Here is a 26344-nt window from a genome sequence, read left to right on the forward strand (position 1 = left end):
GGAGAACCGACGGTGTAGGTGTTGGGTCCACTGTTACCGGCGGCAACGGCAACGACAAGCCCGGCGGCCCAGGCGTTGTTAACGGCCTGGCTCAGGGAGTCGGTACCGTCGGAGCTCTGGCTTGAGCCGAGGGAGAGGTTGATGACCTTGATTCCGTACTTGTCCTTGTTCTGGACGACCCAGTCAACGCCCGCGATTATATCCGAGATCGTTCCTGAGCCATCCGCGGCGAGAACCTTGACGCCGACGAGCTTCGCCCCGGGGGCAACGCCGATGTACTGGGAGTTGACCGCGCCGGTTCCGGCAACGATACCGGCCACGTGGGTTCCGTGTCCGTTGTCATCGTAGGGGGTGGTCTTGCCGTTGACGACATCGTACCAGGCTACGACTTTACCCTGGAGGTCGGGGTGGCTCGCGTCTATACCGGTATCAATAACCGCAACAACGATACCGCTGCCATCGTAGCCGAGGGAGTTCCAGACGGTGTCCGCCCCTATCTGGGAGACGGAAGTGGCGTCCGAAACCTGAACCTTGTAATCCTCCTGGATGAACTTTATTCCAGAGACCTTGGTGTTGCCGAAGAAGCCGGTGTCGATCATGCCGGCGATGAGCAAGAGGTCCCTGACCTTCATTTTAACCGCGACGGCGGGGATTATCTTGTAGGAGTATTTAATCTGCGCTCCCATGGTTTCCAGTACCCTCACGGCCCTATCCCTGTCCTGTGGACTGCCGAACATTATAACCGTGCTGATCTCCTGGTTCCAGTCCATCCTCTGGACCTTTTTGAACAGTCCAGGAGTCATGAGGCCGTAGTTCTTCTGCTGGGTGCTGTTATTCCGAACGATGGGCTTTGTCGGTGCCGCAGCGGCCATTCCGGCCATAATGCCTATCAGGAAAATGGCCAATACCACAGCCTTCCAACCCTTCATTTCTAGACACCTCGATTCATGGTCTGGTTTATTTCAGCATCGGGGCACTACGCCCGTCATCGAGGCACCGTTTTGTGCATCAATAATATAAACCTTTCGATTTTAAAACGTATTATTGCATATGGCATTAACAGAGAAATCTTTCTGGACCTATTTGTAAACATCAAATACAACAAATCGTAAGTTGTGAGACGAAAAAATCACAACAAAAAAGTGGATTTACAAGATTAACACCACATTACGCACATAAGTTCCGCAGGATAAAAATCCCAACAAAGAAATGAAAGGCAATAACTGGGTCAGAGTTCCTCGATTCCGAGCTCCTTCATCTTCTCCTCGGTTATCTTTCCGTCCTCGGTCCAGCCGCGGAACTTGTAGTACTTCGGAAGCATCAGGTGCAGCCTGACGACGTGGCCCTTGTTCGGCCCGTTCCTGACGGGCTCCTCAAGCAGTCTCTTCGGCAGGGTGTCCTCCTTGAGCGGGTCGAGGCCGGCCCTGAGGTTGAAGAGCCTCTCGGCGTTCCAGATGCGCTCACCTATCTTGAGGTACTCCTCGGTCGAGAGGTCCCAGCCAAGGGCGGCGTTCAGCAGGTCGCGATAGTCATCGGCGCCGAGTCCGAAGGTCGTAAACACACAGAGTCCGGCGGCGTCAATTAGAGCCGTGAGGTCCTGGAAGAGGATGACCATCTTGACCTTCTCGTCGCCGATGTCGTGCGGGTCCATCTTGTACGGATAGCCGAGAATCTCAGGGCTGATCATGTACTGCTTGATGTGGCAGCCGCCGCGGTTGTTGGTGGCGTAACCGAGGCCGTGTCCCTCTGCTCCACGCGGGTCATACGCTGGAAGCTCCTGCTTCTTGACGCCCATGAAGTACTCGGTGTGGCCGTACATCTCGGCGAGGCGGTAGCCGCCCTCGGCGAGCTTGTCTCCGAAGCCCTCCCTCTTGGCGATCTTCTCGATGTAGTAGTGAAGGACCTCGCTGTTGCCCCACCTGAACGGGGGCGCCTCCTCTCCGAGGTCCTCCTGCTTGAGGATGCCCTTCTCGTAGAGCTCCATCGCCGTTGCGAGGGTTCCACCGAGGCTTATGGTGTCCAGACCGTACTCATCCGCCATGTGGTTGGCGTGGATTATGCTCGCGAGGTCGTTTATGCCGTTGTGTGCTCCGAGCGCCCAGATGCTCTCGTACTCCGGCCCTTCGGTTATTCCAAGGGTTGGGAGCTTGTTGACCCTTCCACAGCCAATCGGACAGGCGTAGCACGGCTTGTTTCTGATGAGATACTTCGCCGCCATGGCCTCACCGCTCTGCTCCTCCGCGTACTCGAACTGGCTGTACTGGAAGTTCCTCGTCGGGTAAAGGCCGTTCTGGTTGATGATGTTAACTAGAACGGCCGTTCCGTACTTGGGCAGCCCACCTCCGGCAGTCGGGTCGTTCCTCAGCTTGTCGGTCTTCTCCTTGACGACGCTCGTGAACTTCGCCCTGTCGGCAACCTCGACGCGCTTGTGGCCGCGGACGACGATGGCCTTGAGCTTCTTGCTCCCCATGACGGCCCCAACGCCACCCCTGGCGGCGGCGCGGTGCTCGTCGTTCATAACGGCAGAGAAGCGGACGAGGTTCTCACCGGCCGGTCCGATGAGCGCCGCACGAATCCTCTTGTCACCGATTTCTTCTTTGAGTGCCTCCTCAGTCTCGCTCGAGGTTTTGCCCCAGAGATGACTCGCGTCCCTTATCTCAACGCTCTCATCGTTGATGTACAGGTAAACCGGGTGGTCAGAGGCGCCCTCAACTATGATGGCGTCCCAGCCCGCGAACTTCAGCTCCGCACCGAAGAAGCCGCCGGAGTTTGCCATGGCAATGTAACCCGTCAGTGGGCTCTTGGTTATGACCATGTACCTTCCGCCGGTCGGGGCGGTAGTGCCGGTCAGTGGACCGGTGGCGTATATAATCTTATTCTCGGGGCTCAGCGGGTCCACGGTGGCGTCCATCTCCTTGAGGAGATAGTAGATGCCAAAACCCCTCGTTCCCAGCCATTTCTTCGCGAATTCCTCGTCAAAATGCTCCTCTTTTATGGTCCCGTTTGTCAAGTTCACCCTCAAAATTTTTCCCCAATACGCAAACATACTCTGAAGCCTCCAGCAGTTCTTGGAAACATTTTTGTACATTGATGTTAATAAATTTGACGAAAGCAAAAGAATGCAACATTGATGAACAAATTAACTCCTTCTGTTTAACAAACTTCTCCAGGGAAAGGTGAATTCAATGCACGATATCGATGGAACGACCTCACCAGAATCCCTTCATGCCCTTCTCAGGAATCGGACAGAGAACTATACGCCTTGACCAGAGGCAGTCCGCGCAGCTTGGTGTGTTGCTCCAGCAGTCATAGTTTGTATCCTGAACGAAGGAACAGGACTCGTTAAGGGGACAATCCGTACAGCTCGGATAGAGGGAGTTCTTAACAACGAACCTAAACCAGCTGTACTCCCTGCTCGTCCATATATCCCTCAGACTCTTCTCTCTGACGTTCCCAAAGGAGTGGGCATAAACCTGCTTTTTCCTTCCAAAAACGATCTCGGGATATGTGTGGAGGAAGCGATAGCACGGGGCGACCTCACCGTCCCATCGAATTACGGCAACCTTCTTGTCAACGAACTCACACTTGCGCTCCGTCCTTAGGGAGAACTCGGCTATCTTGTGAAGGTAGCCGTGATAGATTGCCTCCAGTTTGTCGATGATGGGCTTCATATCAACCGAGCCATCGTACACTATCAGCTTCGAGTGCTCCTCGGTTATGGGAATGAGGTTGGAGATCAGAAGGGTATCCACGCCGAGGGAGCCGACGTAGTGCGCTATCTCCGGCAGTTCTCTGTAGTTCTCCTTCGTGGCAACGACTTCGACGCCGATGTGTGGAACGTCGCTCCCGAGTTCTCTCTTGACCTCCTGTATCTTCTTTATGCGCGAGCTTGTGTAGTCGGGCTTTATGTGGCCTATATCAACGGGCTGGGTTGGGATGGAGTCTATTGAAAAGTATATCAGATCAAGGCCAATTTCAACAAGCGTCCTTATGCGTTCATCCGTTAGAAGGAAGCCGTTGGTGCTTATTCCCAGCGCAAATCCCCTGTTCTTGACTTCCCTCGCCATTTCCATGAAGCGCGGGTGAACGGTGGGCTCGCCAATTCCCCCAAAATATATCATCTCCAGCTCAGGGAGCTCCTCGGCGTCGTCGAGTATCTTCATGAAAAGCTCCCAGTCCATATCGCCTTCGGGGTCCTCCCAGTACTGCTTGAAGCACATCTCACAGCGGAGATTACAACGGTTGGTTATCTCAAGGTAGAGGTATCTAAGGTCCGGTTTCTTGGGGATTAAAACCTTGTAGTCCGACAAATCGAAAAGGTGGTGGTCCTCCATATCCGACACCTAAAGGCGAAGTTTTAAACAACCCCTTATAACGGTTGGTGGACATTATTGGGCAATGAATCTCTCAACGCCAAAAGCCACATTTTCAGCGAGCAAACCCTGTTGAGTTAGACCGTCAAAGAAGAACCAAAAGGGCAATTTCCAGTTAGGATTGTGGTTAAGAAGCAAGCTAAAAAATCATGACCCGTGTCAAACTCCGCGGAATTACCGTCCCTTGCGTAGAACAAAGCTCAACGTCGCGCAGGCGAAGTTTAAGGGGGTGTGGGGTGTAGTTCCCAGTAGGTTGAGAGAAACGGGCCATGGGCGAAGTTTGTTTAAGAGAGGTTCAGAGCTTTAGCGCTCCCTTGGAGCGCAGGTTGAAGTTGAAACCTCACGAGAAAAACCAATAATGCTAATCCAAGTTTCAAAAGCAGACTTTAAACCCAAAACTCCCTTCTCAAGGAATCAGCGTTGAAAAGGAATCACAATCCTTTAACAAAGTTTGATCAAAAGTCCCCTTTCTGTTAAACTGTCGCAAGATAAAGCGTGCACTCTAAAATTCGCTTATAAAGGAGAGTTTACCAACAAAACTAGCCTCTTGAGCAGTTTCGCTTTTATTCCGGCGTCCGAAGGACGCCTTGTGGGGCGTGAAATACTGTAGAACTGCCAATTGACGAGTAAACCACATAGAAAACAAGCATTTTTAAAATTGCACGCACTCCTTCCGCCAGCGCTTGCGTAAGCAAGGCTGAATGGCGGGCCGGGCGGGATTTGAACCCGCGACCTTCGGCTCCGGAGGCCGACGCTCTATCCATGCTAAGCCACCGGCCCACACCCATAGTTATTCCAGGCGGGGATTTAAAAATCTAATTCTTCACCGAAAGGGGACACTGTACACAGTGGTACCTGATTGCACAAAAACTTTTTAGCCCCGACACCCTATCATACATCAGGGAAGGATGGTGGTAACATGGAGCCGCACGAGTTCAAGCTTACCGAGGAGGGGATAAAGGCCGTTCTCCCGCCGCTCGAGGCGGAGATAATGGAGCACATGTGGAAGGTCAAGGTGGCAACGGCCGGCCAGGTCTACGAGTACATGAAGGAGAAGCACCCTGATATAAGGCGTTCTACCATAAGCATACTCATGAACCGCCTCTGCGAGAGAGGGCTGCTCAAGAGGAGCGTTGAGAAGGGAAGGGGTGGAATGAGGTACGTCTACGCTATAACCGCCACCAGAGAGGAGTTTGAAGAAAAGGTTGTCCAGAGCATACTGGATGCCCTTATGACGAACTTCAAGGAGGCGACCTACGCTTACCTGTCCAAGATTAAGAAGTGATGACGATGCTGTTCATCGTAATAGCCCTTGAGGTCCTGCTGGCAGTGATAGCACTGGCAGAACTAGGCCTCGAAATATCGCTGGTGGCCTTCGGGACCGTGCTGGCGCTCTACGTGTGGGCCTCAACCCACGACATCAAGGGCGAGTACGTTCCCCTCCAGCGGAGCGAGATGCCCTGGCTCTACGACGGCATCGCAGAGATGGCCAGGAAGGCGGGCCTGCCGATGCCAAGGGTATACATACTGGACGAGTACATCCCCACCGCGTACTCATTCAAGAACACGATAGTGCTCTCCCTCGGCCTGTTCGAAGTCCTCGATCAGGAGGAGATACTGGCGGTGGCCGCACACGAGCTGGGGCACATAAAGAACGGCGACACCAGGACCTTCCCGGTTCTTGCCTACGGGAGGTACCTTATGGTGATGTTCACAGGGGTCCTGATGCTCCTGACCAGAAGCCCGGTTATCAGTGCCGCCTCACTGACGCTCCTAGGCCTCTATGAGGTGACCCGCGCGAACTTCCACAAGGAGCGGGAGTTCCAGGCGGACGAGACCGCCCTGAGGCTCCTCGACACGCCGATGAACCTCAAGCGCGCCCTGGAGGAGCTGAAGTACTACGAGGACCTCCGCGTTGGCATCAAATCAAGCGTGCTCCCGAGCATCGAGCCAGCAATCGAGAGGAAGCAGAAAGTTCAAATAATCGAGACCCACCCAAGCTACGATGAAAGGATATTCCGGATCATCATCGAGATAGACGGAAACAACATGTTCAATAAGCGCATGCAGTGATGAACCATGCCGGTTGAAATCTTCCTGGACAGGGAGAAGGCGGACAGGATAAAGCGGATACGGCCGACCAAGGACGAGTACTTCATGCTTATAGCGAAGCTCGTATCGCTCCGCGCGACGTGCCCGAGGCTCCGCGTTGGGGCCGTCGCCGTCAAGGACGGCTACATCCTGGCCACTGGATACAACGGGGCCCCGCGCGGAATGGATCACTGCATCGACGCCGGCTGCCTGATAGTCGATGGACACTGCCACAGGGCTGTTCACGCGGAGCAGAACGTTATAGCCATGGCGGCCAGGAAAGGCATAAGCCTCGAGGGGGCAACGCTCTACGTCACCCACTTCCCCTGCGACATCTGCTTCAAGATAGTCATAAACGCCGGAATAAAGGAGATAGTCTACGAGGAGATGTACCCCAACGAAGCGACGGAGATTCTGCTGAAGGAGGCCCAGAGGAAGGGGATAGTGAAAATACGACAGTTCAAACTGCCAAAGGAGCGCGTTAAGGCCTTCCTGGAGGAACTCTTTGGGGAGTTCAGGGTTTAGTGCTTCTTTTCCATCTCCTCAAGCCTTCCCTTTATTTCCTCAAGCTCTATCGCTATCTTTCTCGTCAGTTCTGTTATCTCCCGCTCGGTTTTATCGACCGTGAGGTACACCCTGAAGATGAGTATGTAGGAGAGACCGATTCCTATGACGAACAGGGCGTCGAGACCCCTCCCAAGGCCGAGGAGTTTCCTGATCTCGTTGGCTATCTGAACCGGGAATATCGAGACTACCAGCAGACCGATGAGAATGGCCTCCCAGAAGAGAAAGTCGCCCCACTCGAACTCCCCGCGGCCGTACCTGCCCAGGACGTATACCATCAGGACGAGGACGACCGCTATAGCTATGTACTGAACCGCATACATATCCATCACCTCAGCTTATCGAACAGCAGGTTGAGCGCGATTTTAACGCCTTCAAATATGTTGGTGCCCTTTTTCATCGAGTACTCCGTATAGACGGCCTTTATTGGAACCTCAACTATTCTGCACCCGCTTTTGGCGGCCTCAATGATGATTTCGCTCGAAACGGCGTATCTGTCGCAGGTTATCCTTATCCTGGCCGCGCAGTCGCGGCTGAAACACCGAAGTCCGCTCTGGCTGTCGCTGACGTACTTCCTGGCAAAAACTGCTGTTATCGCGTCGAGGACGAAGTTGCCAAAGCGCTTGACAAACGGCATCTGACTGGTGTCGCCCTTGAGGCGGGAGCCGACCGCGAAGTCCGCTTTACCCTCGGCAACGGGCTTCATTACGCGGAGGGCGTCGCTCACGAGGTGCTGACCGTCGGCATCGAAGGTGAGGATCAGCCGGGCGTTTTTCAGGAGTGCGTAGGCAATGCCCGTGCCGAGGGCACCGCCGAGCCCCCTGTTGACCAGGTGCGTGAGAACGTGAACGCCCTTTGAGCGGGCTATCTCCTCGGTCCTGTCGCGGGAGCCGTCGTTGACAACGATTATCTCGTCGCGCCTGAAGTAGCGCAGCAGATCCTCCAAAACGGTGCCCACCATGCGCTCCTCGTTGTAGGCAGGGACGACGATATACGTGTCCAGAAGGGCCTCAATTAGACTTCTGAACTCCTCCATCGTTGGAACCTCGAAGTCCGGCTCCACATCGACGGAGAAGCTCATCCTTCCAGACTCGTGGGAGGTTATCATGACCGAGAGCGCTCCAAGCTTCTTCGTCGGCAGTATATCGTAACCGTGGTCGCCGACTACGAGGGTTCTGGTCGGCTCAACGCCGAGGGCTTCGATTATCCGCCCCAGCTGACCGGCGTTCGGTTTAAGCTCCCCCGGAGGGACATCGTCCCGCGTGGACACCACGCTGAAATATCCAGCTATGCCGTGCATCTCAAGGGCCCTGAGAGCCGCCATCCTGGAGCTGCGGGTCATCACCGCCATCCGGATACCCCTTTCCTTGAGAAACTCCAGGGTTTCCCTGACGCCTTCAAAGAGAAAGCTCTCAGATATGCGCTCGGTTTCAAGCTCCACCATATGAGAATAGAGCTCTCCGAAGTCCCTGCCCGTTTCCCTCGCTATCCTCCAAAGGCTCTCGTACATCGGAGTGAGGTCCCCGAGGGTCTCCCTGGGTATTCCCTCGGCCAGGAGCCTGGATTTCAGCTCCTCCTTGAGTTGAGTAAAGGGTTTTGGAGCACCAACGAGCGTTCCATCGAGGTCGAAGACTACAAGCCTCACGTCCATGCCGTCCACCGAAGGGTTTATTTTTGGGCGTTCCTACAAGCAGAGGGTGCCTGGATATGATAGAGGTTGCTCCGCTTATAGGTTTAACCCTGACGCTCATCCTCACCCCTTACCTCGCGGGGAGATTGAAGCAAGCAGGCATCATCGGAAGGGACATACACAAGCTCGACCGGCCCGAAGTTGCCGAGATGGGCGGACTGGCGCTCCTCGTTGGCATCCCCTTGGCGCTGGCACCGTCCCTCGATCCCGAAACCGCCCGGGCCCTCCTTGTATTCATGCTCTTCGGAGTCGTTGGAATCGTGGACGACCTGACGGCACTCAGACAGTCCCACAAGGTGGCCCTCTCCCTCCTGGTCGCGGTTCCGACTGTGTTCTTCGGGGTATCTTCGCGGATAGACATCCTCGGCCACACCATCGATCTTGGAATCCTCTACCCCGTCTTCGCGGTGCTTTTCGTTACGGGCTCGGCAAACCTGGTGAACCTGCTGGCCGGCTTCAACGGCCTTGAGATTGGAACCTCCGCCGTGGCACTGGGCTTTCTGGCTGTGGTAACCGACGGACCCGCCAGGGGTCTGGCGCTGGCGGGACTAGGCGCCGCCCTGGGGTTCCTGTGGTGGAACCGCTACCCCGCGAGGGTCTTCCCAGGCGATACGGGAACGCTGAGTATGGGGGCGCTGATTGGGCTCGTTGGGATACTCGGAAAGGTTGAACTTTACGCGGCGATACTCCTCGTCCCGCACTTTCTGGACTTCGTGATAAAGGCGGTTGGAGTTAGGTTTGGGGTCAGGAAACATGGAAGAACGGAAGTGCTGCTCGACGGGACGCTGAGGGCACCGCCGTACCCCAGCTTTCTGGGAACGATAATGAGAACGGTCAGGGTGAACGAGCCGAGGCTCGTCGCAATAGTCTGGGGGATAGAGTTCATTCTCGGGCTTCTGGTTCTTGCTCTTCATCTATCACTTTGACCATCCCGAAGCCGTACCTCGTTTTTTCCCCAAAACCGTTCTCATAGCCGAAGCGGGCGATCTCGGAGGAGCCAGTGTAGCGGAATATCATGAGCGAGCCGCGGTAGTATGTGTCCTTAACGAGTATCCTGACGGGCTTGAACTTGACAACGTCTATTGAAAAGTCCCTCTCCTCGGGCATCTCCCCCATTATGGCAGAATAGCGCATGAGCATTACCTTGCGGAGCTTGTCAAAGAAGCTCTCCTCGTTGGGGTAGAGGTCCCATATCTTCATCCGGTTGCCGCTCAGCTTAACCGTCCTGACCATTATCGGGCTCAGCGTCGAGAACAGGGCGCTTTCTTTTATCCTGGGTTCCTTGAGGATCTTTATGTCATCGGCGATGAAAGTGGCGTCCCCTATCTGCAGAATCGGACTGTCGATGAAGCCCTCAACGACCGCTTTTATCAGCTCGTTCGAGGAGGACGAGATGTAGAGCGAGACGTCGTCCGAGAGAACCCTAATCCCCCTGTCCGGGATGAGCTCGCGCTTCCGCACCATTATGCGGGAAAATGTGAAATAGTCAACATGACTTACTTCTGCTTCCCTGGCTATTTCAGGGGAGACTACGGCCATTTTAGCCACAAGCTGAGTGTAAACGTCGTAATTGTAGTTAAACGGCAGAATCGTGCCCTCCTCCGCGGGCCTGAACTTTATCTCCACCCTCATTACAACCCACCCCTTGATACAGCCTTTCTATACTCCGCGTTTAAAGTTAATAAGAATTTCGCAGATTAAACCACCGGAGGATTACTTCAAAGAGATGTCGGGAGAATCCGCACGTTTTGTACCAACAAGTATATAAATCGCCCCGCCAACCATCTTGGGAAGGATAGAGTTAAAAAGACCCTTCTACAGAAACCTTAATTGTGAGAGGTGAAAGGTTATGAGCGTTGAAAACGTCGATATCAAACCAACGGACGAGTACGATGATTACGTCATATATCTGAAGAGACGCATAAGGCAGCTTGAGCTCCAGGTGAGAACCCTGGAAGCCGACAAGGAGAGACTGGAGAGAGAGCTTTCCCGCCTGAGAATGGAGATGTCCAGGCTCAGACAGCCGCCGGCCTTCGCGGGGACGCTTCTTGAACTGCTAGACGAGGACAGGGCGATAGTCCAGAACTTCAACGGACCGCGCTTTGTCGTCAGGATAGCGCCATGGATCGAGCGCGAGAACCTTAAGCCGGGTTCGAGGGTGGCCCTCGACCAGAGGACGATGGCCGTCGTGGAGCTCCTCCCCAGCGAGAAAGACCCAAGCGTCCTCGGATTTGAGGTCATCGAGAGACCAACTGTCAGTTACAAGGACATAGGCGGCCTCGAGAAACAGCTGCAGGAACTCAGGGAGGCGATAGAGCTTCCGCTCAGGCACCCGGAGCTCTTCGAGAAGGTCGGAATCGAGCCGCCGAAGGGGGTTCTCCTCTATGGTCCGCCCGGCTGTGGAAAGACCCTCATGGCCAAGGCCCTGGCCCACGAGGCCAACGCGACCTTCATCCGCGTCGTTGGCAGCGAACTCGTGAGGAAGTTCATAGGAGAGGGCGCCAGACTCGTCCACGAGCTGTTTGAACTCGCCAAGGAGAAAGCCCCGACCATAATTTTCATAGACGAGATAGACGCAATAGGAGCGAAGAGGATGGACGAAACCACGGGCGGCGAGAGGGAGGTCAACAGAACCCTCATGCAGCTCCTGGCGGAGATGGACGGCTTCGACCCGAGGGGCAACGTCAAGATAATCGCCGCCACCAACAGGCCGGACATCCTCGATCCCGCTCTGCTGAGGCCCGGCAGGTTCGACAGACTCATAGAGGTCCCGCTCCCAGACTTCCGCGGCAGGCTGGAGATAATCAAAGTGCACACGAGGAAGATGAACCTCAGGGACGTCGACCTGCGCGTCATAGCGGAGATGACGGAGGGAGCCAGCGGTGCGGACCTCAAGGCCATAGCGACCGAGGCAGGAATGTTCGCCATAAGGGCGAGGCGCGAGTACGTCACCCAGGAGGACTTCATGAAGGCCATCGAGAAGGTCTTCGGCGCGGAGCAGAGGCTCGCCCAGCAGATAGCGATGCACGAAGTCATGTACGGCTGAGCCGTCCCTCTTTTCTTCCTTCCATACCCTCCTCCAGTTTTATGACTGCCCACGCCAGCATGTACATGGCGGGTATCGACAGGAAAGCCTTTTCGTAGCCGAAGTGATCTATCAGGAGACCGACGAGATAGGGCCCCACCGTGGCCCCAAAGAAGCCCACCATGTTGACGAAGCCAATAACAGAACCGAGGTTCTCCCCGGTGGCCTTTTCAGAGGTGTAGGCTGTGACTATGGCGCCAACAGAGTAGAACGTGATGCCCAGCGGGACGATAACCCAGGGAGATGCCGTCACGGCCAGGAGGAGCGTGAGGAGGGCGTTGAGGCCAAAGACCACAGCCACGCTGCGCCTCCCAATCCTGTCGTACAGTCCGCCCCCCACGAGCGAGCCAGCGATTCCAATAACCGAGAGAAGGGAGAACAGCAGGGACGCGGTTTCAAGGGAGACCCCCGCGTTCACCAGGAAGGACACAAGGAACGTGAGGAGACCAAAGAAAGCCGCCAGGACTATGAAGTTTGCCGCGCTGAGGAGGAAAACGTTCCGCGGGATTGAGAACGTAACCCGGGAGGGCCTGGACACCTCTCCCCGGACAGCAAGGGCCAGTGCGATTCCGACCGCCGTGCTCAGCGCGGAGAGCACCAGGAAGGCGTAGCGCCATTCGAGGTTCACCGCTATGGGAACGACTATCAGAGGCGCTATCCCGCTGCCGACGGGCGGGCCCACCATAAAGACGCCCAGCGCGGAGCCCTTCCTCTCGCGATAGACCTCGCTTATCAGGGCAGTTGCGGGGGCGTAGTACAGACCGGAGAAGATTCCATAGATGGCCCGGATAGCGAGGAGGTCCCAGTAACCCCGGGCAAAGATTATGAGGGCCGAAGAGAGCGAGTAGCCGATTATGCTGAGGGTGAGGAGACGTTTTCTGCCGATTCTGTCGCCGAAGTAGCCCGCAGGAACCTGGACAAGGGCATAGGGCAGGAGAAGGGCGGTCATCAGGAGCCCGGCCTCGGCGTTGTTTATTCCCAGCTCGGCCTTTATCATGGGTATGAGGGGAGGGATCGCCATCCTGTGGGCGTAGTTGAATATCCAGCCGAGGCTCACGAGGGCAAGGAGCTTCTTCCTCATGGCCTTCGATAGACGGCTGAACGTTTAAAAGTCTGTTGGACAGGAACGGTCAACTACCTTTATAAATTCCAGCCGGGAACCGACTTTAGGGAAGGAAGATGGTGAGCAAGCTGCTGGCACTAGAGGCCTATCCCAACCTGCGGGACCTCGACTTCAGGATACTCAGAGGGGTAGAGCTGAACATGCGGCACCACCGCTGGGTGCCCCTGGAGGACATCGCGCGCTTCACGAGAACGGACATTGAGACCGCCTCGTTCAGGCTCGGGAAGCTCGACGATTGGGGGCTCGTGGCCAGGAGGAGCGACATCGGTTACATAGGATACCAGCTCACGATACACGGCTACGATGTCCTCGCCATAAGGGCGCTCGCGAAGAAGGGCGTTATCGAGGCGATAAACCCCGCCCATGTGGGCGTGGGAAAGGACGCCGACGTTTACATCGGAATGACTCCCTCCGGCGAAAGGGTCGCCGTCAAGTTCAACCGCATCGGTGGAAGAACCGCATCTCGGAGGGCCGGCTACCACGGCCACGTCTTCCAGGATAAGCGCCACACGAGCTGGCTCTACGTCTCGAGGCTCATCGCGAAGAAGGAGTACGAGGCGCTAACTCTTCTGAGCCCGATAGCCCGGGTGCCGAGGCCGGTAGCATGGAACAGGCACGTGGTCGTCATGGAGTTCATAGAAGGAACCGAGCTGGCGGAGCTTCGCGACACCGACCTGACGCGGGAAGAGGCAAGGGAGATACTCGACCGCGTCCTGGAAGAGTACCTCAAGATAGTCCGCTTCGGCATCGTTCACTCGGACATGAGCGAGTTCAACGTGGTTCTGACCCACGGCGAGGGCGAGATACTCATAATAGACTGGGCCCAGCACATAACGACCGCCCACCCAGAGAGCTATGAACTTCTGAAGAGGGATCTGCGGGTGGTGCTGAACGCATTCCGGAGACGGTGGCGTGTGGAGAAGATGTTTGAGGATGTCTGGCCGGACTTTGAAAAGGCCTGGCTCGAGAGCCGGGGTGAGGGATGATGGTTATAAAATACGAACCTCTGAACAGGCGTGAGAAGATCATGAGGCTCTTCCGGGAGGCCATAGAGGCAGAAAATGCCAGAGACCTCGAGACCGCCAAGCGGAAGCTGGACGAGATAATGGAGCTGGCGAGGGACGAGGAGCCGGAGTTCTACTTCGAGGCCTGCTTCAGACTCGCGGATATCTTCCTTCAGGAGGACAACTACAGGGGAGCCGTGAAGTGCGCCATACGCGGGGTACACCGCGCGCCCAACGAAGACCTCTATCGGCTCGGGATAAAGAGGCTCGGGGACGTTCTGTTCATAATGAAGGAGGAGAACCGGCTCGGGGAGGTCTCCGAGGACATGGACGTTACGCTGAGCCTGGTGAAGAACGACGAGGAGCTTTACCGCTTCGTTCAAACGCTCATGAAGATAGCGAGGGGAGAAAAGGTCGAGGAGCGGTTCTCGCTGGAGGAGTTCAACGAGATAATCGGGCTCCTCAGAGAATAGAGTCAAGAACACGCCCCACGTAGTCCCCCACCGGCCTCTCTGGGAAGTTGTATGGCTCTTTCTTTGGTCTTTCGTTGTAGTACGGCCTGTTGCAGCCGGGGCAGCCGTGGGTGGTGAAAACTTCCGGGGGAATAAGCTCGGCAAGCTCCTCTCCCTCGATTCCAAAGCCGATTAGGGAGCCGTCCCCATCGAACTCGAAATCGCCGGGCGTGGCAAGCCTCTCCTTTATGAGGTAATGCGCCACCTGGATTCTCCTGTACCTCGCGAGGCTCGGAGGCTTCGCGTTCTCAAGGCGGGTCCCCCTTATGGGCGTGAAGGCGAAGAGGGAAACCCAGGCGCCCATCGAGTACGACCTCCAGATGGTCTCGACGGCTTCCCTGTCGGTCTCTCCGAGCCCGATTATGAGGTGCACGAGGGCCTTTCCATCGCCGAAGACGTCGATGACGTCTTTCGTGAAACGCCACATCTCGTCCCAGGAGTAGAGGGAGTCCTTGATCTCCGGGTAGAGCCTCTCGCTGGCCACGTCGAGGCCAACGCCGATGTAGTCGACCCCCTTTGATTTGAACTCCTCAAGGACCCCCCTATTCACGGGGGTTATCGAGACCGAGACCGGGAGGCCCAGCGGCTGGAAAAGGTCGAGGAGTTCGATGACGTCGGAGACCAGTTCGGGATAGTCAACCGTCTGGAGGCATATCCTCGCAAAACCGCCCCCTGGAAGGCTTTTAATGACTTCCTCCACGCCGAAGGCCGGCCAGGTTATGCGGGACAGTCTTTTGAGATCCGCCCCGCTTCCCCTCGCCTGGGGACAGAAGGCACAGTTGTTACGACAGCGGCCGTCGTGGTACGTCATGAGGTACGCGGTGGTTGGTCTGGCCAGCATCCTGGCCCTTACGAGTCCCATCGCTATGGCAGTTCCGTAGGAGACCCTGACTTTCATCCCTTCCTACCTCCTAGTATGAGAGGCGCGTGGACTATTATAAGTGATGCGGCCGCTATGAATGGGAGCAGTGGGAAGATCCCGGCGTAGCCTCTGATGCCGGCGACGTAGCCGAGGGTTACCTGACCCCCAAGCATTCCGAGGTCGAAGAACATCGTGTAGACGCTCGAACCCATCGTCCTTATCCTCTGAGGGAGGTTTCCAAGGGCCATGAGCTGCATCGCGGGAACGGAGAGGCCGAAGCCCGCGCCGATTAGGAGTGCGCTGACGTAGGAGTAGGGCGGGAGCCTGTAAAGGATCAGCACGATGTAGCCGAGGATAACGAGGAGCATGCCGGCACGTATGACGGGAATCGGGCCCATCCTGTCGGCGCTTCTGCCACCCACGAGTCTCATTATGAAGCTCGATATCCCGATGACCATCATGTAGAAGCCGAACAGGCTCTGGGGCATCTCCAGTACCTTGTAGAGCGCGGGAAGGTAAGTTATGACGCCGGCGTAGGAGAAGGAGAAGAAGAACAGCGCCAGCGACGCGGCAACGAAATAGCTCCTGAGGAGCTCTGAGTAGCTGACATCCTCGTGCCTCTCCTCCCTCCTGGCAACGGCCCTTCTGCCATCGAGCCAGACCGGGACTACGAGGGCGAGGCCAACGAGGGAAAATATCACGGTGAAGGAGAAGGCTCCCACAAAGCCGAGGAGGTCGGAAAGGTAGCCGCCGAGGGCCGGGCCGATTATGTTGCCGAGGGAGAACATCATACCTCGCCAGCCCAGCGTCTCGCCGATACGTCCCTCGGGTGCGAGATCAACGGCCGTGGAGAGGCTGGAGGGGAAGAATATCCCCATGGAGAAGCCGTGGATCGCCCTTGCAAAGGCAAATATCCACAGATTTCCGAGGAGTGCCGAGGTTATGTAGAGGAGCCCGGCTAGCATTCCAAGGACATTGCCGGCCATCATAGCCTGGAACCGATACCCCCTATCCCCGATGAGGCCGCCGATCGGTTTCGAGAACAGAGAGACGACGGAGGCAACTCCCGCGACCAGGCCAACCAGGAATGGGGTGGCGTTGAGGGTTATCGCGAAGGGCGATATTATGGGGTTGACTACGCTTATTCCTAAGAAGAAAAAGAAGGTCGAGACGTTGAGGAGCCAGATGTCCCGGAGCGCTTTGTCGATGGCTCAAACCCCCGCTGTGGGTTCGTCCATTCCCTCCCTCATGAAGGCGTGGCTCATGTGTTTCGTATTTTTCGCGAAGCCCACGTTGCCTCTGGCGTCGACCATTATTATGCCCATGGTGTCGGCGCCGAAGTACTTTGTGGCGAGACTTATCGCGGCCTCGCTGGCGGACTGGGCGTCCATTCCGAGGCGGACGAAGTCGGTGGCGCTTTTGGCCAGGGCGAGTTTTATCGCCACTTCGCCGAGACCGGTGCAGGAAGCCCCGGCAACTTCGTTGGCGTAGGTTCCGCCTCCGATTATCGGGGTGTCACCAACCCTGCCGAACATCTTGAGGAATACCCCGCCGGTGGATGTTCCTGCCACTACCTCCTCACCGTCGAAGGCAACAGCCCCAACGGTACTCCTCAGCACCTCCGGGTACTCCTTGATGAGCTCGTTGAGCTTCTTCCAGTGCCTCGTTTCTCCGCTTTCAACGAGCTTCTTCCTCAGCTCCTCCCACTGTTTCAGCCTCTCGTCGGTCATTGGGTTGTACTCCTCGAAGCCCATGAGCCTGGCGAACTTTACCGCTCCCTCGCCGTTGAGGAGCACGTGGTCGGTCTTCTCCATCACCTTCCTCGCGACGCTTATGGGGTTCTTGACGCCCCAGATCCCGGCGACGGCCCCGGCATCGAAGGTTTTGCCGCGCATTATGGCCGCGTCCATCTCGACCTTCCCGTCGAGGGTGAGGACGCTTCCGGTGCCTGCGTTGAAGAGCGGGTTGTCCTCGAGGGCTTTGACGGCCTCCTCGACCGCATCTAAAGCAGAACCCCTCTTGAGTTCGCGCCAGCCGGCCAGAACAGCCTCTCTAACGCCTTCGATGACCTTTGGAATGCGCTCCTCCTTCCTTATCGTGCCGGCACCGCCGTGAACTATTATCGCGACCATGAGAACCACCGTAATAAAAAGTCCTCGAATGGTTAAAAGAGTTGTGGAAACGAAAAGATATGAACTTCAGCTCAGGGCCATGTTGATTATCGTCTCGCCGATGTTCTCAAGGTACTCGAGAATCCTGCGGTAGCTCTCAAGGGCTATTGACTGGCGGTAGTCGATGGAGCGTATCTCCCCCTTGAGCTCAAGCATCAGCCTGTCGATCTTCGTGAGGTCGCGCTCCTCAATCTGAGCCATCATCTGGCCGAACTTCTCCTTGAGATACGGAACGTTGACCTCGCCCGGGTTCTCGGCAATGCGCGTTATGTGGTCTCCGATGCGCTCGATGTTCCTGACTATGAAGAGTATGCCAAGCAGGTCAAAGGTCCTCCTGATTATGCCGCTCTCCTCGGTGACGCCGCGCTTGGTGAGGATCCTGTTGACCGCGCGGATTATGAGGAAGTAGAACCTGTCCAGCTCGTTCTCGAGGTCGTTGATATCCCTGAGTATCTCCTCCTCACCGGGGTTTTGAATGAGAAGCTCAAGGTCACCGAGCATGGACATTATGAGCGAGCGAATCCTGTTGAGGAGCTCGGCCAGGTTGACCTCCTCCTCGTCGAGGAGACTCTTGGCCACCATCCTCTGGGGCTCGTCGAGGATTATCTCAACGCCGGGAAGGCTCTGGAGAACCTTGCGCATCCTCACCTTGTAGAGGGGCATCTCGCCGGAGAGCACAATCTCAAGAACGTCGTAGCCCTGGATGTAGGCCGAGATAACGAGCCTGACCGCCATGTCGGGGGAATATTCGCGAGATATCGTAAGGACCTTCCTCTCACTTATCTCCTTCGGCTCCTTGGGGAATATCGTTATGCTCCCGTCGGGGTTTATTGAGAGCGGAACGACGTCTCCTTGGCTGAGGCCGTGTTCCCTGACCCACTTCTTGGGGAGGGATATTATGTATGAACTCCTGCCGGTAAATTGGATTTTCCTGAACTCCATAGATATCACCGCCAATATATAGACGAGGAGCGGCGTATAAAAGGCTTCGGTTCGACAGACTTATAAACGCTAAGATTAACGTTAGCACATGTTCCAGGACTACAGCAGGGACGCGAAGATACTCATAGCGGCCAACGCGGCGGGTCAGCTCTTCCTCCAGTTCTCAATATTCATCATGCCGTTCTATCTGGCGGTTTTAGGCTACGATATGGCGGCGATGGGAACGTTCTTCTCGATACAGACGTTCACCGGCGGACTCTTCTTCCTGATAGCAGGTCAGGTCTCACTGAGGCTTGGTTACCGGAGGACCCTCATCATCTCGGCCCTCCTCGGGCTCGCGGGAAGGCTCCTCCAGGTGGCGGCGATAAACGACTACGTACTCGCTTTAGGCTTCTTCCTGGTCGGCGCGAACATGGGTCTGAGACAGCCGAATTTCACGGCACTACTCAGCGAGGAGGTCGGCGAGGAGAGGCGCCATCATGCGTTCTCTATAAGCTTCGGCCTGGGAACGATATTCAACGCCCTGGGAGTTCTCATAGCGGGCTTTGCCCCGGACTTTTTCGTGGGGCTCGGGCTGACCGAGGGAATAGCCTACAGACTGGTCATCTCGCTGGCGCTCCTCCAGTTCGCCCTCGTGATTCCGGCGCTGTTGATGATACGGGACGTTCCCGTGAGGAACCCGAGAATAAACTGGAACCGCGAGCTGGTCGTCAAGATACTCAAGTTCTCCCTTCCGAGCGCGCTGATAGGCTTCGGGGCGGGAATAACGATACCCTACATGAGCCTCTACTTCAAGCTCCAGTTCGGGCAGACGCTCGCGGCCATAAGCGGGATATTCTTCTTCCAGCAGCTGGCGATGGGCCTCGGCTCCTTCGGCCTTCCAAAGCTGGTTCACAGGATAGGGCCGGTGAAGGTGATAACGTCCTTCCAGAGCATAGCGGCCTTTCTCTTCGCGATATTCCCCTCGATAGAGACCTTCCTGTTAGCGGCACTGCTCTATGTCGTCCGCTCCATCCTCATGAACATAGTGTGGCCCATAAACGACTCCTTCATGATGGGCTTCTTCTCGACCGAGGAGAAGGCAACGGCCGCCGGAATAAGAAGGGCATTCTCGACCTTCATGCGCGGCGGGGGAAACTACGTCGGCGGCCTGCTGTTCGGGATGTCCCTGAGCTATCCGTTCTACGCGACTGCCCTGCTGTACGTCATAGCGACGGCGATATTCTACGCATTCTTTATAAAGCACAACAAGTGAAAAGAAAAGTCAGCCCTTTGCGAGCTCGATTCCCCGCTCAAGGGCCCTGAAGTTGATCTCCCAGAGCTTCTCCCTGAGGGTGAGCCTTATCCCCTCGTAGAGGGACTCCTTCCTGAGGGGCACGAGACCCCTCCCGTAGGCGTAGCCAAGCATCAGGACGCCGAGGGTTCTAGGGTTTATCCTATCGGCCTCGCACTGGAAGTCCATCATGTACACGGGGCAGATTTTGCCGATGGCTTCCTTTATCTCCTCCAGCTCTGGATACTTCTCCTTCCCGACGAGGGTCGTTGCCGTGTGGATTGGATAGGCGTTTATCACGGCCGTGCTGTTTTTACCCAAAAACCGGGCGTTTCTCAACGCCTCGGCAGGTTCAAGGGCGAGCATGAGGTTTGCTTTGCCCTCCTCAATGAGGGGTGAGTATACCTCCTCGCCAAAGCGGAGGTAGCTGAGAACGCTTCCATAGCGCTGACTCATTCCAAGGGTTTCACCTATCCTGACGTTGTAGCCCTCATGCATGGCGGCGTTCCCAACGATCCTCGAAAGCGTCAATCCACCCTGGCCGCCGACTCCGGTGATTATGAGGTTAAACTCCATCGGCACCACCGAGATGCATTGGAGGGAGCGGATAAAAACCTGTTGTCGAGAAAATTCGGAAAAAGTAGAAAACCACACAAACTTTTGCGGCAAATATTTAAAGACACACGAGTAAGTAAAAACATGGGCTTCGAAAAGTACTACGAGGCGTTTCCGGCATACACGGACGTATACTCGGAGGAGTATCGAAAGCGTATTGAAGCACTGGAGCCGCTCCTGATGAAGCACATGCCGGCGAGGGGAAGGGTTCTCGACCTGGCCTGTGGGACCGGGGGGTTCTCCTTTCTCCTTGAAGACCTGGGATTCAACGTCGTTGCCCTCGACAACAGCGACGTCATGCTCTCCAAGGCAAGGGAATTCGCAAAGGACAGAAGGTCAAAGGTTGAGTTTGTGAAGGGAGACGCCAGAAAACTGCCCTTCGAGGAGAACAGCTTCGACTACGTGGTTTTCATAGACAGCCTCGTTCATTTCGAACCGATGGATCTAAATTCAACCTTCAAAGAGGTCGCAAGGGTTCTCAAACCGAGTGGGAGGTTCATCCTTCAGTTCACCGACCTGAGGGCCCTTTTACCGGTTCTCATGAACGGACAGATCGTAGGCACGGAGTACTGGATAAGCAGGGTTTTACCAGACACCGACGAAAAGACCGTGGTTCTGGAGTTCCAGAGCGAAAAAGAGCATTTCCGCGTCAGATTCAACGTCTGGGGAAAGACCGCGGTGGAACTGCTGGCAAAGCTATACTTCAGGCAGCTCCACAGTGAAAGGATGAACGAGCACAGCTACTTCCAGGTTTATGCGCCGAAAAAATGAGACTAAGCCTCCAGGCGGAGGCGCCTTATCACAAAGTCCCCCTCGAGGGAAGCCAGGAAGCTCGCGAGCCTCGGGCCGCGATCCTTGCCGATGAAGACGTTGTAGAGTGCCTTGAACCACTCCTTGCTCGGAATTTCACGCTTCTTGGCGGCGTCGTAGATGGCGTTGTTGAGTTCGTCAACGGTGAAGCTCTCACGGGAGCTGAGCCACTCCGCGACCTCGAGCATGGCCTCCCTGATTTCAGGTCTAAGTTCGATTTCTGGGGGCTTTTCCAGGATGCTGAACTTCACGTTGTCGGGGGCGTACTTCTCAACCCAGTTCCTGGCGAGCCTTATGCGGAGCCTTATGCGCTCGACGTCATCTTCGCCGAGCTCCTTCGGAACGTGACCCTGCTCCTGGAGAACGCGGATTATGCCCCCCTCGTCGAGGTGCGGCATCTGGACGAGCGTAACCAGGAACCTGAATGGCGCCTGCGCGGTCAGCCTGTCGGGAACCTTCGGCATCGAGAGCTCGTAGGTTCTCTTGAGTTCCTCTTCCTCCTCGGGATCCTTGGCCCGTTCAATGCCAAAGTAGATGCGCTCCACCTTGTCGAACTCGTCGTAGAGGTTGAGCAGGCCCAGGCCGAGGTCTATCTTGAGCTCCTTGTTCGGCCTCGCCTTGGCGTATATGAAGCGGATTATTCCCGGCTCGAGCACCTCGTAGAGGTCGCTGAGGAGTATAACGTTGCCCTTGCTGCCGGACATCTTGCCCTTCTGCCCCTTGATTCCGACGAACTCGTACATCAGGTCTATGGGTGACGGCCAGCCGAATATCTTCTCAACTATCTCCCTGCCGGTATCGTAGGAACCGCCCGCGGCGAGGTGGTCCTTTCCGGCCGGCTCGAAGTCCACCTTAAAGTGCGCCCAGCGCATCGGCCAGTCAACGCGCCAGCGGAGCTTCACGTTGCCCTCCCTTATGTCGGTCTCGCCCTCGCCACCGCAGTGGGGGCACTTGTAGGAGACCTTCCACTCGCCGTCCCACGAAACGAACTCCGCCTCCTTCCTGCACTTCGGGCAGTAAACCATAACCGGCTGCCAGCTCTCTTCGAGGGGCGGCTGCTTGGCCCTCTCGCGGTATTTGTCGAGTATGGCCTTTATCTCTTCGCGCTTGGCCAGGGCGGTCCTTATCTCCTCGGCGTACTCGCCGGACTTGTACAGCTCGTAGGCGTGGAGGAAGTCCACCTCTATGCCGAGCTTCGACACTTCATCTTCGAATATGGCCATGAAGTGCTCGGCGTAGCTGTCGTGGCAGCCCCAGGGATCGGGAACCTCGCGAACCGGCCTCGTGAGGTGCTCCCTCCACTCGGGCGGGACGTTCTTCGGCACTTTCCTAAACCTGTCGTAGTCGTCCCACATGTGGATGTGGCGAACCTTCTTTCCCCTGTCCCTGAGGGCGTGGCCGACTATGTACGCCGTGAAGAACTCCCTGAAGTTCCCTATGTGAACGTAACCGCTCGGAGTTATTCCGCTCTCCACAACGTATTCATCCCTGTCGCCGCGCTCCCGGATAATCTTTTCAGCCATGTAGTCTGCCCAATGAACCATTCTCACCACCGCGCTTAGGTCTGCGGAGGGGCTTTTAAGCTTAAGCTTGGCATGGGAGACAACTCCGAGGGAGAAAATTTTATAAATTCTGATGGTAAAACCACAGATAAAAGTAACATGGAGGTATCCCCATGGAGTTAGGGATGAGGAGGATGCAGGCGTTTTTCCCGGCGTCGCTGGAGATTCAGGAGGAGCTGCTTAAGGCGGGTTTCAGGGTGCCCTACGATAGGGAGAGCGGGAGGAGAACTCCAGTTCCCGTAGTGGTGGGCTCGCGGGAGGAGAGGCGCATCAGGAGGAGCCGCCTGCTGAAGGCCAAGGACTTTGAAAGCGACGGCAAATCTGCCATGCTGCCCGGCGAAAGAACGTCCCTCGATATGGAGCTCACGGAAAGGGGCTTTCTGGTGCTCAGGCCAAAACCGATCGAGTACCACCTCGAGGAGATGGGCTTCGTCTCCGTCCCTCCCAGGGTCTGGGGAACGTGGGCGAGCTTTTCGCTCCCGTTTTCGGCGTACGATGAACTGGTGGATTTTCTGGGCGATTTCAGGAACGATAACGGAAACGGATTTTATACGGCCTCCCGGGGCTCAGGCGGAAGGATAGAGGTTTACGCATACAAGGGACGAAGCAGAAAAGACCTGGGAATTCCGGTTTTTGGCTACGCCCTTGGGCTCCATGGGCTGACTCTGGCAGAGGAGTACTTAAGGGAGAAGGCCAAAGAGAACGGGGTTCCCAAGGAGAGGCTCCGCTACCTCAGGCTCGGTCTGAGAAAGAGGAGGGAAACCAAAGCGGGCCTCAAGGTTGGCCTGGTCTGGGAGAACGGGAGGCCGGCCGAGATAACGCTCAAGCTCTCGACGACGGAGCCGAGGGTTAGGATCCAGGGGCTCTACGGCGAGCTGGTCGGAAAATCCCGGGGAGAGCTCGCGAGGACGGACGAGTGGTACATCGTCGTCCACGCGGGCGATTTCATCACCGCACTGGAGGCCGTTGGAAGGGCCTTCGGGGACAAGTCATATTAACCCCAACCCCCTCTCATTTTTTGGTGGAACGAATGCTCCCAAGCTGGGGAATCTATGCTGGCACCGCCGCTGCTTTCATACTCATCGCCATAGGCCTCACTAAAAGGCTCGGGCCGGAATGGGCGTGGGTGAACAGGAAGATAATCCACTTCAGCATCGTTCCGGCCGTTCTAATGTTCTACTACGGGAAAATACCCGCGGAGGTCTTCAGCGGCGCGGCTCTCGTCTTCGGGCTCTTCCAGCTCTGGCTGCACCCCAAAAAGAGGGAGTTCTCGTGGTACCAGATAGAACACAACTACGGGGAGGTCTTCTTCGCTTTCTCCGCCTCGGTTGTCCCGATGGTTCTGCCGAGGGAATACGCCACCGCCCTGCTCCTGGCCATGGCCGTCAGCGACGGGATAACCGAGATAATCAGGCACTTCTACTTCAAGCGGCACGGCTTCAACGTCAAGCTGAGAAAGCACTGGACTGGAAGCTTTGGCTACCTGGCGACGGCGCTGGCGATAGCGTTCCTTCTCCTTGATGCTGGTACGATGGGAAAAATATGGTGGGCAGTTATCCTGACCCTGGCCGAGTACCAGGGCTGGCTCGACGATAACCTGGCGGTTCCTCTGGTGGGGAGTCTTCTCTTTCTCCTCTACTGAGCCCACCTGACCTTCAGGCTGTCCTTCTTCACCTTGTTGAACTCCTCCACGAGGGCCTTTCCGGTATTCTCCATGAAGCCCTCTACTTCCGTTATGCCGAGCTCCTTCAGGCCGATGGCATCAACACCCTCAGGAATTCCCTTCGCCTCAACGTTTATCCCGATGTGGATCTTGACGCTGACCGGGGAGACCGTTGCTATGGAGATGCTGAGCTTTCTGCCGTTCACGTATATGTCGTCGCCCTTCCTGTGGGTTTTCACACCATATTCAGCCAAAACCTCGCAGAGCCGGGCTATGAAGAGCTTCTGGAGCGTTGAGGCAAAGAGAGTGTTGACAAGGTCGAAGACCTCAACTATGTAGTGAACCATATCGTCGCTCTTGATTTCCTTGCTCGCGCGGAGATCCTCGATGTCAATCATCTCCTCAACCTTGACGTGGCACTTTCCACGGAAGACGATGAGAGAGTTCCCGAGGATTCCAAAGTTCCTGTAGGCCCAGTGGCTTCCTATCGCAGAACCGTCGTAGTCTATGCGCCTATCCTTCACGATGAGCAGCTCCATGCTATCACCCCATCCTTTCAAGGAGTTTCCTCAACTCCTCAAAACTTTTGGCATCTTTCCACATATGGATGAACTGAATAGACGGGACTATGGTTTTAACGTCTTCGATGTGTATATCCCTGTCGTCCACGTAGATGACTCCCCCAACATCGTATCCCGAAAGCTCCAGCTCCCGGAGCGTTCTCGCTATCATATCCGCCTTGTCCGGGTGGTTCTCTATCTTTGGAAACCTGAAGTAGTCCCAAAGGCCAAAGCCTTCGAGGATTGGCCTAACCTTCTCTTCAACGTTCCAGCTCGCTATGCTCAGAACGAACCTCTCACTCGACCATTCGAGGAACTCCCTGATCCCGGGAAAGAGATGGAGTTCCTCGCCTGTAAAATCAACCAGATAATCGCCGTGGAACTCGTATGGCGGCGTAAGCTTGGATGCATCCTCGTGATCCCAGAGTGTGCCATCGAGATCAAGTATCAGCACTCTCATTTTATCACCAAGAAAAGCTCCGCTGGTGGGTTTTAACGGTTGTGGAGAAGCATCATGACTGGAAGTCCAATATTGCGATGCAATCAATCAGACAGAAACGAGATTTAAGGGCTTGAGGACCGTGCACAGGCCGATTGACCTATCAAATGCCCAGCCCCCCTTTCAGGGACAGAAACCTCGGGCTGTTGGGAGCGGCAGACTGAACGGGTCGGTTTCCCTTCCCGCTTACATCCCCGCCCCATCAAACGGGTCTTCTTCCCGAGCCCTCGTCCCAGGCAAAGGACCGGTCGCCCGACCCCCTGCGCCTGGGAGTGGGTGCCTATTTTCGGGGACCGCTTCGGCCTTAGATGCTTTCAGGCCTTATCGGACGCGGCGTAGCTGCCCGGCTGTGCCCTGTAGGACAACCGGTAGACCAGAGGCCGCGGCTCCCTGTTCCTCTCGTACTGGGGGAGCCTTCCCCTCAGGCACCCAGCACCTCCGGTAGATAGCATCCGACCTGTCTCACGACGGTCTAAACCCAGCTCACGTTCCCCTTTAATGGGTGAACACCCCCACCCTTGGCCCCTGCTGCAGGACCAGGATGGGAAGAGCCGACAGCGAGGTAGCAAGCCTCGGGGTCGATATGGGCTCTCGCCCGAGACGACTCTGTTATCCCCAGGGTAGCTTTTCTGTCATCCCTGGCCCCCACCGGGGAGGCTCAGGGGTTCGCTAGGCCACGCTTTCGCGGCTGGACCCGCCTCTGTTACGGGTCCAGTCAGGCCGGCTTTTGCCCTTGCACTCTACGGCGGATTCCTGACCCGCCTGAGCCGACCTTAGGGCACCCTCGATACCTTTTCGAGGGTGTGCCGCCCCAGCCAAACTGCCCACCTACCGCTGTCCCCCCCATCGGAGGTTAGCCATACGGCAGAGGGTGGGCGGTGTCTCATGGACGGCTCCACCCGCCCCCGGAGGGCGGGCTTCGACGCCTCCCGCCTACGCTGCGCA

26 protein-coding genes, 1 tRNA gene and 1 rRNA gene are annotated in these 26344 nt (G+C 56.3%); 11 read left to right on the plus strand and 17 right to left on the minus strand.

Going from position 1 to position 26344, the window contains the following annotated elements:
- The 4 genes from APY94_RS10525 to APY94_RS10540 all read right to left on the minus strand — a co-directional run.
- A partial coding sequence (locus APY94_RS10525) for a S8 family serine peptidase (RefSeq protein ID WP_157065531.1) occupies window positions 1-929 on the minus strand: 929 nt, incomplete at its 3' end.
- Between the two features lie 299 nt (window positions 930-1228).
- Window positions 1229-3046: an aldehyde ferredoxin oxidoreductase family protein gene (locus tag APY94_RS10530; protein WP_058939588.1), complete on the minus strand. Its 1818-nt coding sequence runs from the start codon at window positions 3044-3046 to the stop codon at window positions 1229-1231.
- A 163-nt stretch (window positions 3047-3209) separates the two neighbouring features.
- On the minus strand, window positions 3210-4334 hold the full coding sequence (locus APY94_RS10535) for a tungsten cofactor oxidoreductase radical SAM maturase (protein WP_058939589.1): 1125 nt from the start codon (window positions 4332-4334) through the stop codon (window positions 3210-3212).
- A gap of 741 nt (window positions 4335-5075) precedes the next feature.
- Window positions 5076-5153 (minus strand) — tRNA-Arg (locus APY94_RS10540).
- A 139-nt stretch (window positions 5154-5292) separates the two neighbouring features.
- Between APY94_RS10540 and APY94_RS10545 the strand changes: the two genes are divergently transcribed.
- The 3 genes from APY94_RS10545 to APY94_RS10555 are packed head-to-tail and all read left to right on the plus strand — an operon-like array spanning window position 5293 to window position 6989.
- Entirely contained in the window at window positions 5293-5658 is a 366-nt protein-coding gene (locus tag APY94_RS10545; protein WP_058939590.1) for a BlaI/MecI/CopY family transcriptional regulator, read from the plus strand.
- A 5-nt stretch (window positions 5659-5663) separates the two neighbouring features.
- Window positions 5664-6446, plus strand: a complete 783-nt coding sequence (locus APY94_RS10550) for a M48 family metallopeptidase (RefSeq protein ID WP_058939591.1) — start codon at window positions 5664-5666, stop codon at window positions 6444-6446.
- A gap of 6 nt (window positions 6447-6452) precedes the next feature.
- Window positions 6453-6989: a deoxycytidylate deaminase gene (locus tag APY94_RS10555; RefSeq protein WP_058939592.1), complete on the plus strand. Its 537-nt coding sequence runs from the start codon at window positions 6453-6455 to the stop codon at window positions 6987-6989.
- On the opposite strand, the gene APY94_RS10560 is transcribed toward APY94_RS10555, so the two are convergent.
- Both APY94_RS10560 and APY94_RS10565 read right to left on the minus strand, forming a co-directional pair.
- Window positions 6986-7351 carry a DUF2304 domain-containing protein gene (locus APY94_RS10560; protein ID WP_058939593.1) on the minus strand — a complete coding sequence of 122 codons (366 nt, stop codon included), beginning with the start codon at window positions 7349-7351 and terminating at the stop codon, window positions 6986-6988. The genes APY94_RS10555 and APY94_RS10560 overlap by 4 nt on opposite strands.
- Before the next feature lie 5 nt (window positions 7352-7356).
- Window positions 7357-8679, minus strand: coding sequence for a glycosyltransferase (locus APY94_RS10565; RefSeq protein ID WP_058939594.1), 1323 nt, complete (start codon window positions 8677-8679; stop codon window positions 7357-7359).
- Between the two features lie 56 nt (window positions 8680-8735).
- On the opposite strand from APY94_RS10565, the gene APY94_RS10570 reads away from it, so the two are divergent.
- Window positions 8736-9644 (plus strand): MraY family glycosyltransferase, encoded by a 909-nt coding sequence (locus tag APY94_RS10570; protein ID WP_058939595.1) that lies wholly within the window; start codon window positions 8736-8738, stop codon window positions 9642-9644.
- Here the strand turns inward: APY94_RS10570 and cas6 are convergent.
- Window positions 9601-10350: a CRISPR-associated endoribonuclease Cas6 gene (gene cas6, locus APY94_RS10575; protein WP_058939596.1), complete on the minus strand. Its 750-nt coding sequence runs from the start codon at window positions 10348-10350 to the stop codon at window positions 9601-9603. The genes APY94_RS10570 and cas6 overlap by 44 nt on opposite strands.
- A 217-nt stretch (window positions 10351-10567) precedes the next feature.
- Between cas6 and APY94_RS10580 the strand changes: the two genes are divergently transcribed.
- Window positions 10568-11764 carry a proteasome-activating nucleotidase gene (locus tag APY94_RS10580; RefSeq protein WP_058939597.1) on the plus strand — a complete coding sequence of 399 codons (1197 nt, stop codon included), beginning with the start codon at window positions 10568-10570 and terminating at the stop codon, window positions 11762-11764.
- Here APY94_RS10580 and APY94_RS10585 read toward each other — a convergent pair.
- Window positions 11751-12884, minus strand: coding sequence for an MFS transporter (locus tag APY94_RS10585; RefSeq protein ID WP_058939598.1), 1134 nt, complete (start codon window positions 12882-12884; stop codon window positions 11751-11753). The genes APY94_RS10580 and APY94_RS10585 overlap by 14 nt on opposite strands.
- A 98-nt stretch (window positions 12885-12982) precedes the next feature.
- Here APY94_RS10585 and APY94_RS10590 point away from each other — a divergent pair, with 98 nt between their 5' ends.
- Together APY94_RS10590 and APY94_RS10595 are read left to right on the plus strand one after the other, a co-directional pair.
- Complete coding sequence (locus APY94_RS10590) at window positions 12983-13912, plus strand: serine/threonine-protein kinase RIO2 (RefSeq protein WP_058939599.1); 930 nt, start codon at window positions 12983-12985, stop codon at window positions 13910-13912.
- Window positions 13912-14403 (plus strand): hypothetical protein, encoded by a 492-nt coding sequence (locus APY94_RS10595; RefSeq protein ID WP_058939600.1) that lies wholly within the window; start codon window positions 13912-13914, stop codon window positions 14401-14403. Before APY94_RS10590 ends, APY94_RS10595 begins: the two co-directional genes overlap by 1 nt.
- Here APY94_RS10595 and APY94_RS10600 read toward each other — a convergent pair.
- From APY94_RS10600 to APY94_RS10615, 4 genes are all read right to left on the minus strand, one after another.
- Window positions 14393-15340: a radical SAM protein gene (locus APY94_RS10600; protein ID WP_058939601.1), complete on the minus strand. Its 948-nt coding sequence runs from the start codon at window positions 15338-15340 to the stop codon at window positions 14393-14395. The two genes, APY94_RS10595 and APY94_RS10600, sit on opposite strands and share 11 nt — an antisense overlap.
- On the minus strand, window positions 15337-16512 hold the full coding sequence (locus tag APY94_RS10605) for an MFS transporter (RefSeq protein ID WP_058939602.1): 1176 nt from the start codon (window positions 16510-16512) through the stop codon (window positions 15337-15339). Before APY94_RS10605 ends, APY94_RS10600 begins: the two co-directional genes overlap by 4 nt.
- Before the next feature lie 3 nt (window positions 16513-16515).
- Window positions 16516-17436: an isoaspartyl peptidase/L-asparaginase family protein gene (locus APY94_RS10610; protein ID WP_058939603.1), complete on the minus strand. Its 921-nt coding sequence runs from the start codon at window positions 17434-17436 to the stop codon at window positions 16516-16518.
- A 66-nt stretch (window positions 17437-17502) separates the two neighbouring features.
- The gene (locus APY94_RS10615; RefSeq protein WP_058939604.1) at window positions 17503-18417 is read right to left on the minus strand and encodes a phosphate signaling complex PhoU family protein; all 915 of its coding nucleotides are present in this window, start codon (window positions 18415-18417) and stop codon (window positions 17503-17505) included.
- Between the two features lie 88 nt (window positions 18418-18505).
- Between APY94_RS10615 and APY94_RS10620 the strand changes: the two genes are divergently transcribed.
- On the plus strand, window positions 18506-19672 hold the full coding sequence (locus APY94_RS10620; RefSeq protein WP_058939605.1) for an MFS transporter: 1167 nt from the start codon (window positions 18506-18508) through the stop codon (window positions 19670-19672).
- Between the two features lie 9 nt (window positions 19673-19681).
- Here APY94_RS10620 and APY94_RS10625 read toward each other — a convergent pair whose 3' ends face one another.
- Window positions 19682-20266, minus strand: coding sequence for an indolepyruvate oxidoreductase subunit beta (locus tag APY94_RS10625; RefSeq protein ID WP_058939606.1), 585 nt, complete (start codon window positions 20264-20266; stop codon window positions 19682-19684).
- Between the two features lie 123 nt (window positions 20267-20389).
- Between APY94_RS10625 and APY94_RS10630 the strand changes: the two genes are divergently transcribed.
- Complete coding sequence (locus tag APY94_RS10630; protein ID WP_058939607.1) at window positions 20390-21076, plus strand: class I SAM-dependent methyltransferase; 687 nt, start codon at window positions 20390-20392, stop codon at window positions 21074-21076.
- Window positions 21077-21078: 2 nt separating this feature from the next.
- Here APY94_RS10630 and lysS read toward each other — a convergent pair whose 3' ends face one another.
- Window positions 21079-22659 carry a lysine--tRNA ligase gene (gene lysS / locus APY94_RS10635; protein WP_058939608.1) on the minus strand — a complete coding sequence of 527 codons (1581 nt, stop codon included), beginning with the start codon at window positions 22657-22659 and terminating at the stop codon, window positions 21079-21081.
- Window positions 22660-22790: 131 nt separating this feature from the next.
- On the opposite strand from lysS, the gene APY94_RS10640 reads away from it, so the two are divergent.
- Window positions 22791-23675: a hypothetical protein gene (locus APY94_RS10640; protein WP_058939609.1), complete on the plus strand. Its 885-nt coding sequence runs from the start codon at window positions 22791-22793 to the stop codon at window positions 23673-23675.
- A gap of 32 nt (window positions 23676-23707) precedes the next feature.
- Window positions 23708-24319, plus strand: a complete 612-nt coding sequence (locus tag APY94_RS10645; RefSeq protein ID WP_058939610.1) for a diacylglycerol/polyprenol kinase family protein — start codon at window positions 23708-23710, stop codon at window positions 24317-24319.
- Here APY94_RS10645 and APY94_RS10650 read toward each other — a convergent pair.
- The 3 genes from APY94_RS10650 to APY94_RS10660 form a co-directional block, all read right to left on the minus strand.
- The gene (locus tag APY94_RS10650; RefSeq protein WP_058939611.1) at window positions 24313-24879 is read right to left on the minus strand and encodes a DUF366 family protein; all 567 of its coding nucleotides are present in this window, start codon (window positions 24877-24879) and stop codon (window positions 24313-24315) included. The genes APY94_RS10645 and APY94_RS10650 overlap by 7 nt on opposite strands.
- Window positions 24880-24883: 4 nt before the next feature.
- Window positions 24884-25360, minus strand: a complete 477-nt coding sequence (locus APY94_RS10655; protein ID WP_058939612.1) for a magnesium-dependent phosphatase-1 — start codon at window positions 25358-25360, stop codon at window positions 24884-24886.
- Between the two features lie 165 nt (window positions 25361-25525).
- Window positions 25526-26344 (minus strand): 23S ribosomal RNA (locus APY94_RS10660); the annotation flags it as partial.

Origin of the sequence: Thermococcus celericrescens (assembly GCF_001484195.1) — an archaeon.
Lineage (GTDB): Archaea > Methanobacteriota_B > Thermococci > Thermococcales > Thermococcaceae > Thermococcus > Thermococcus celericrescens.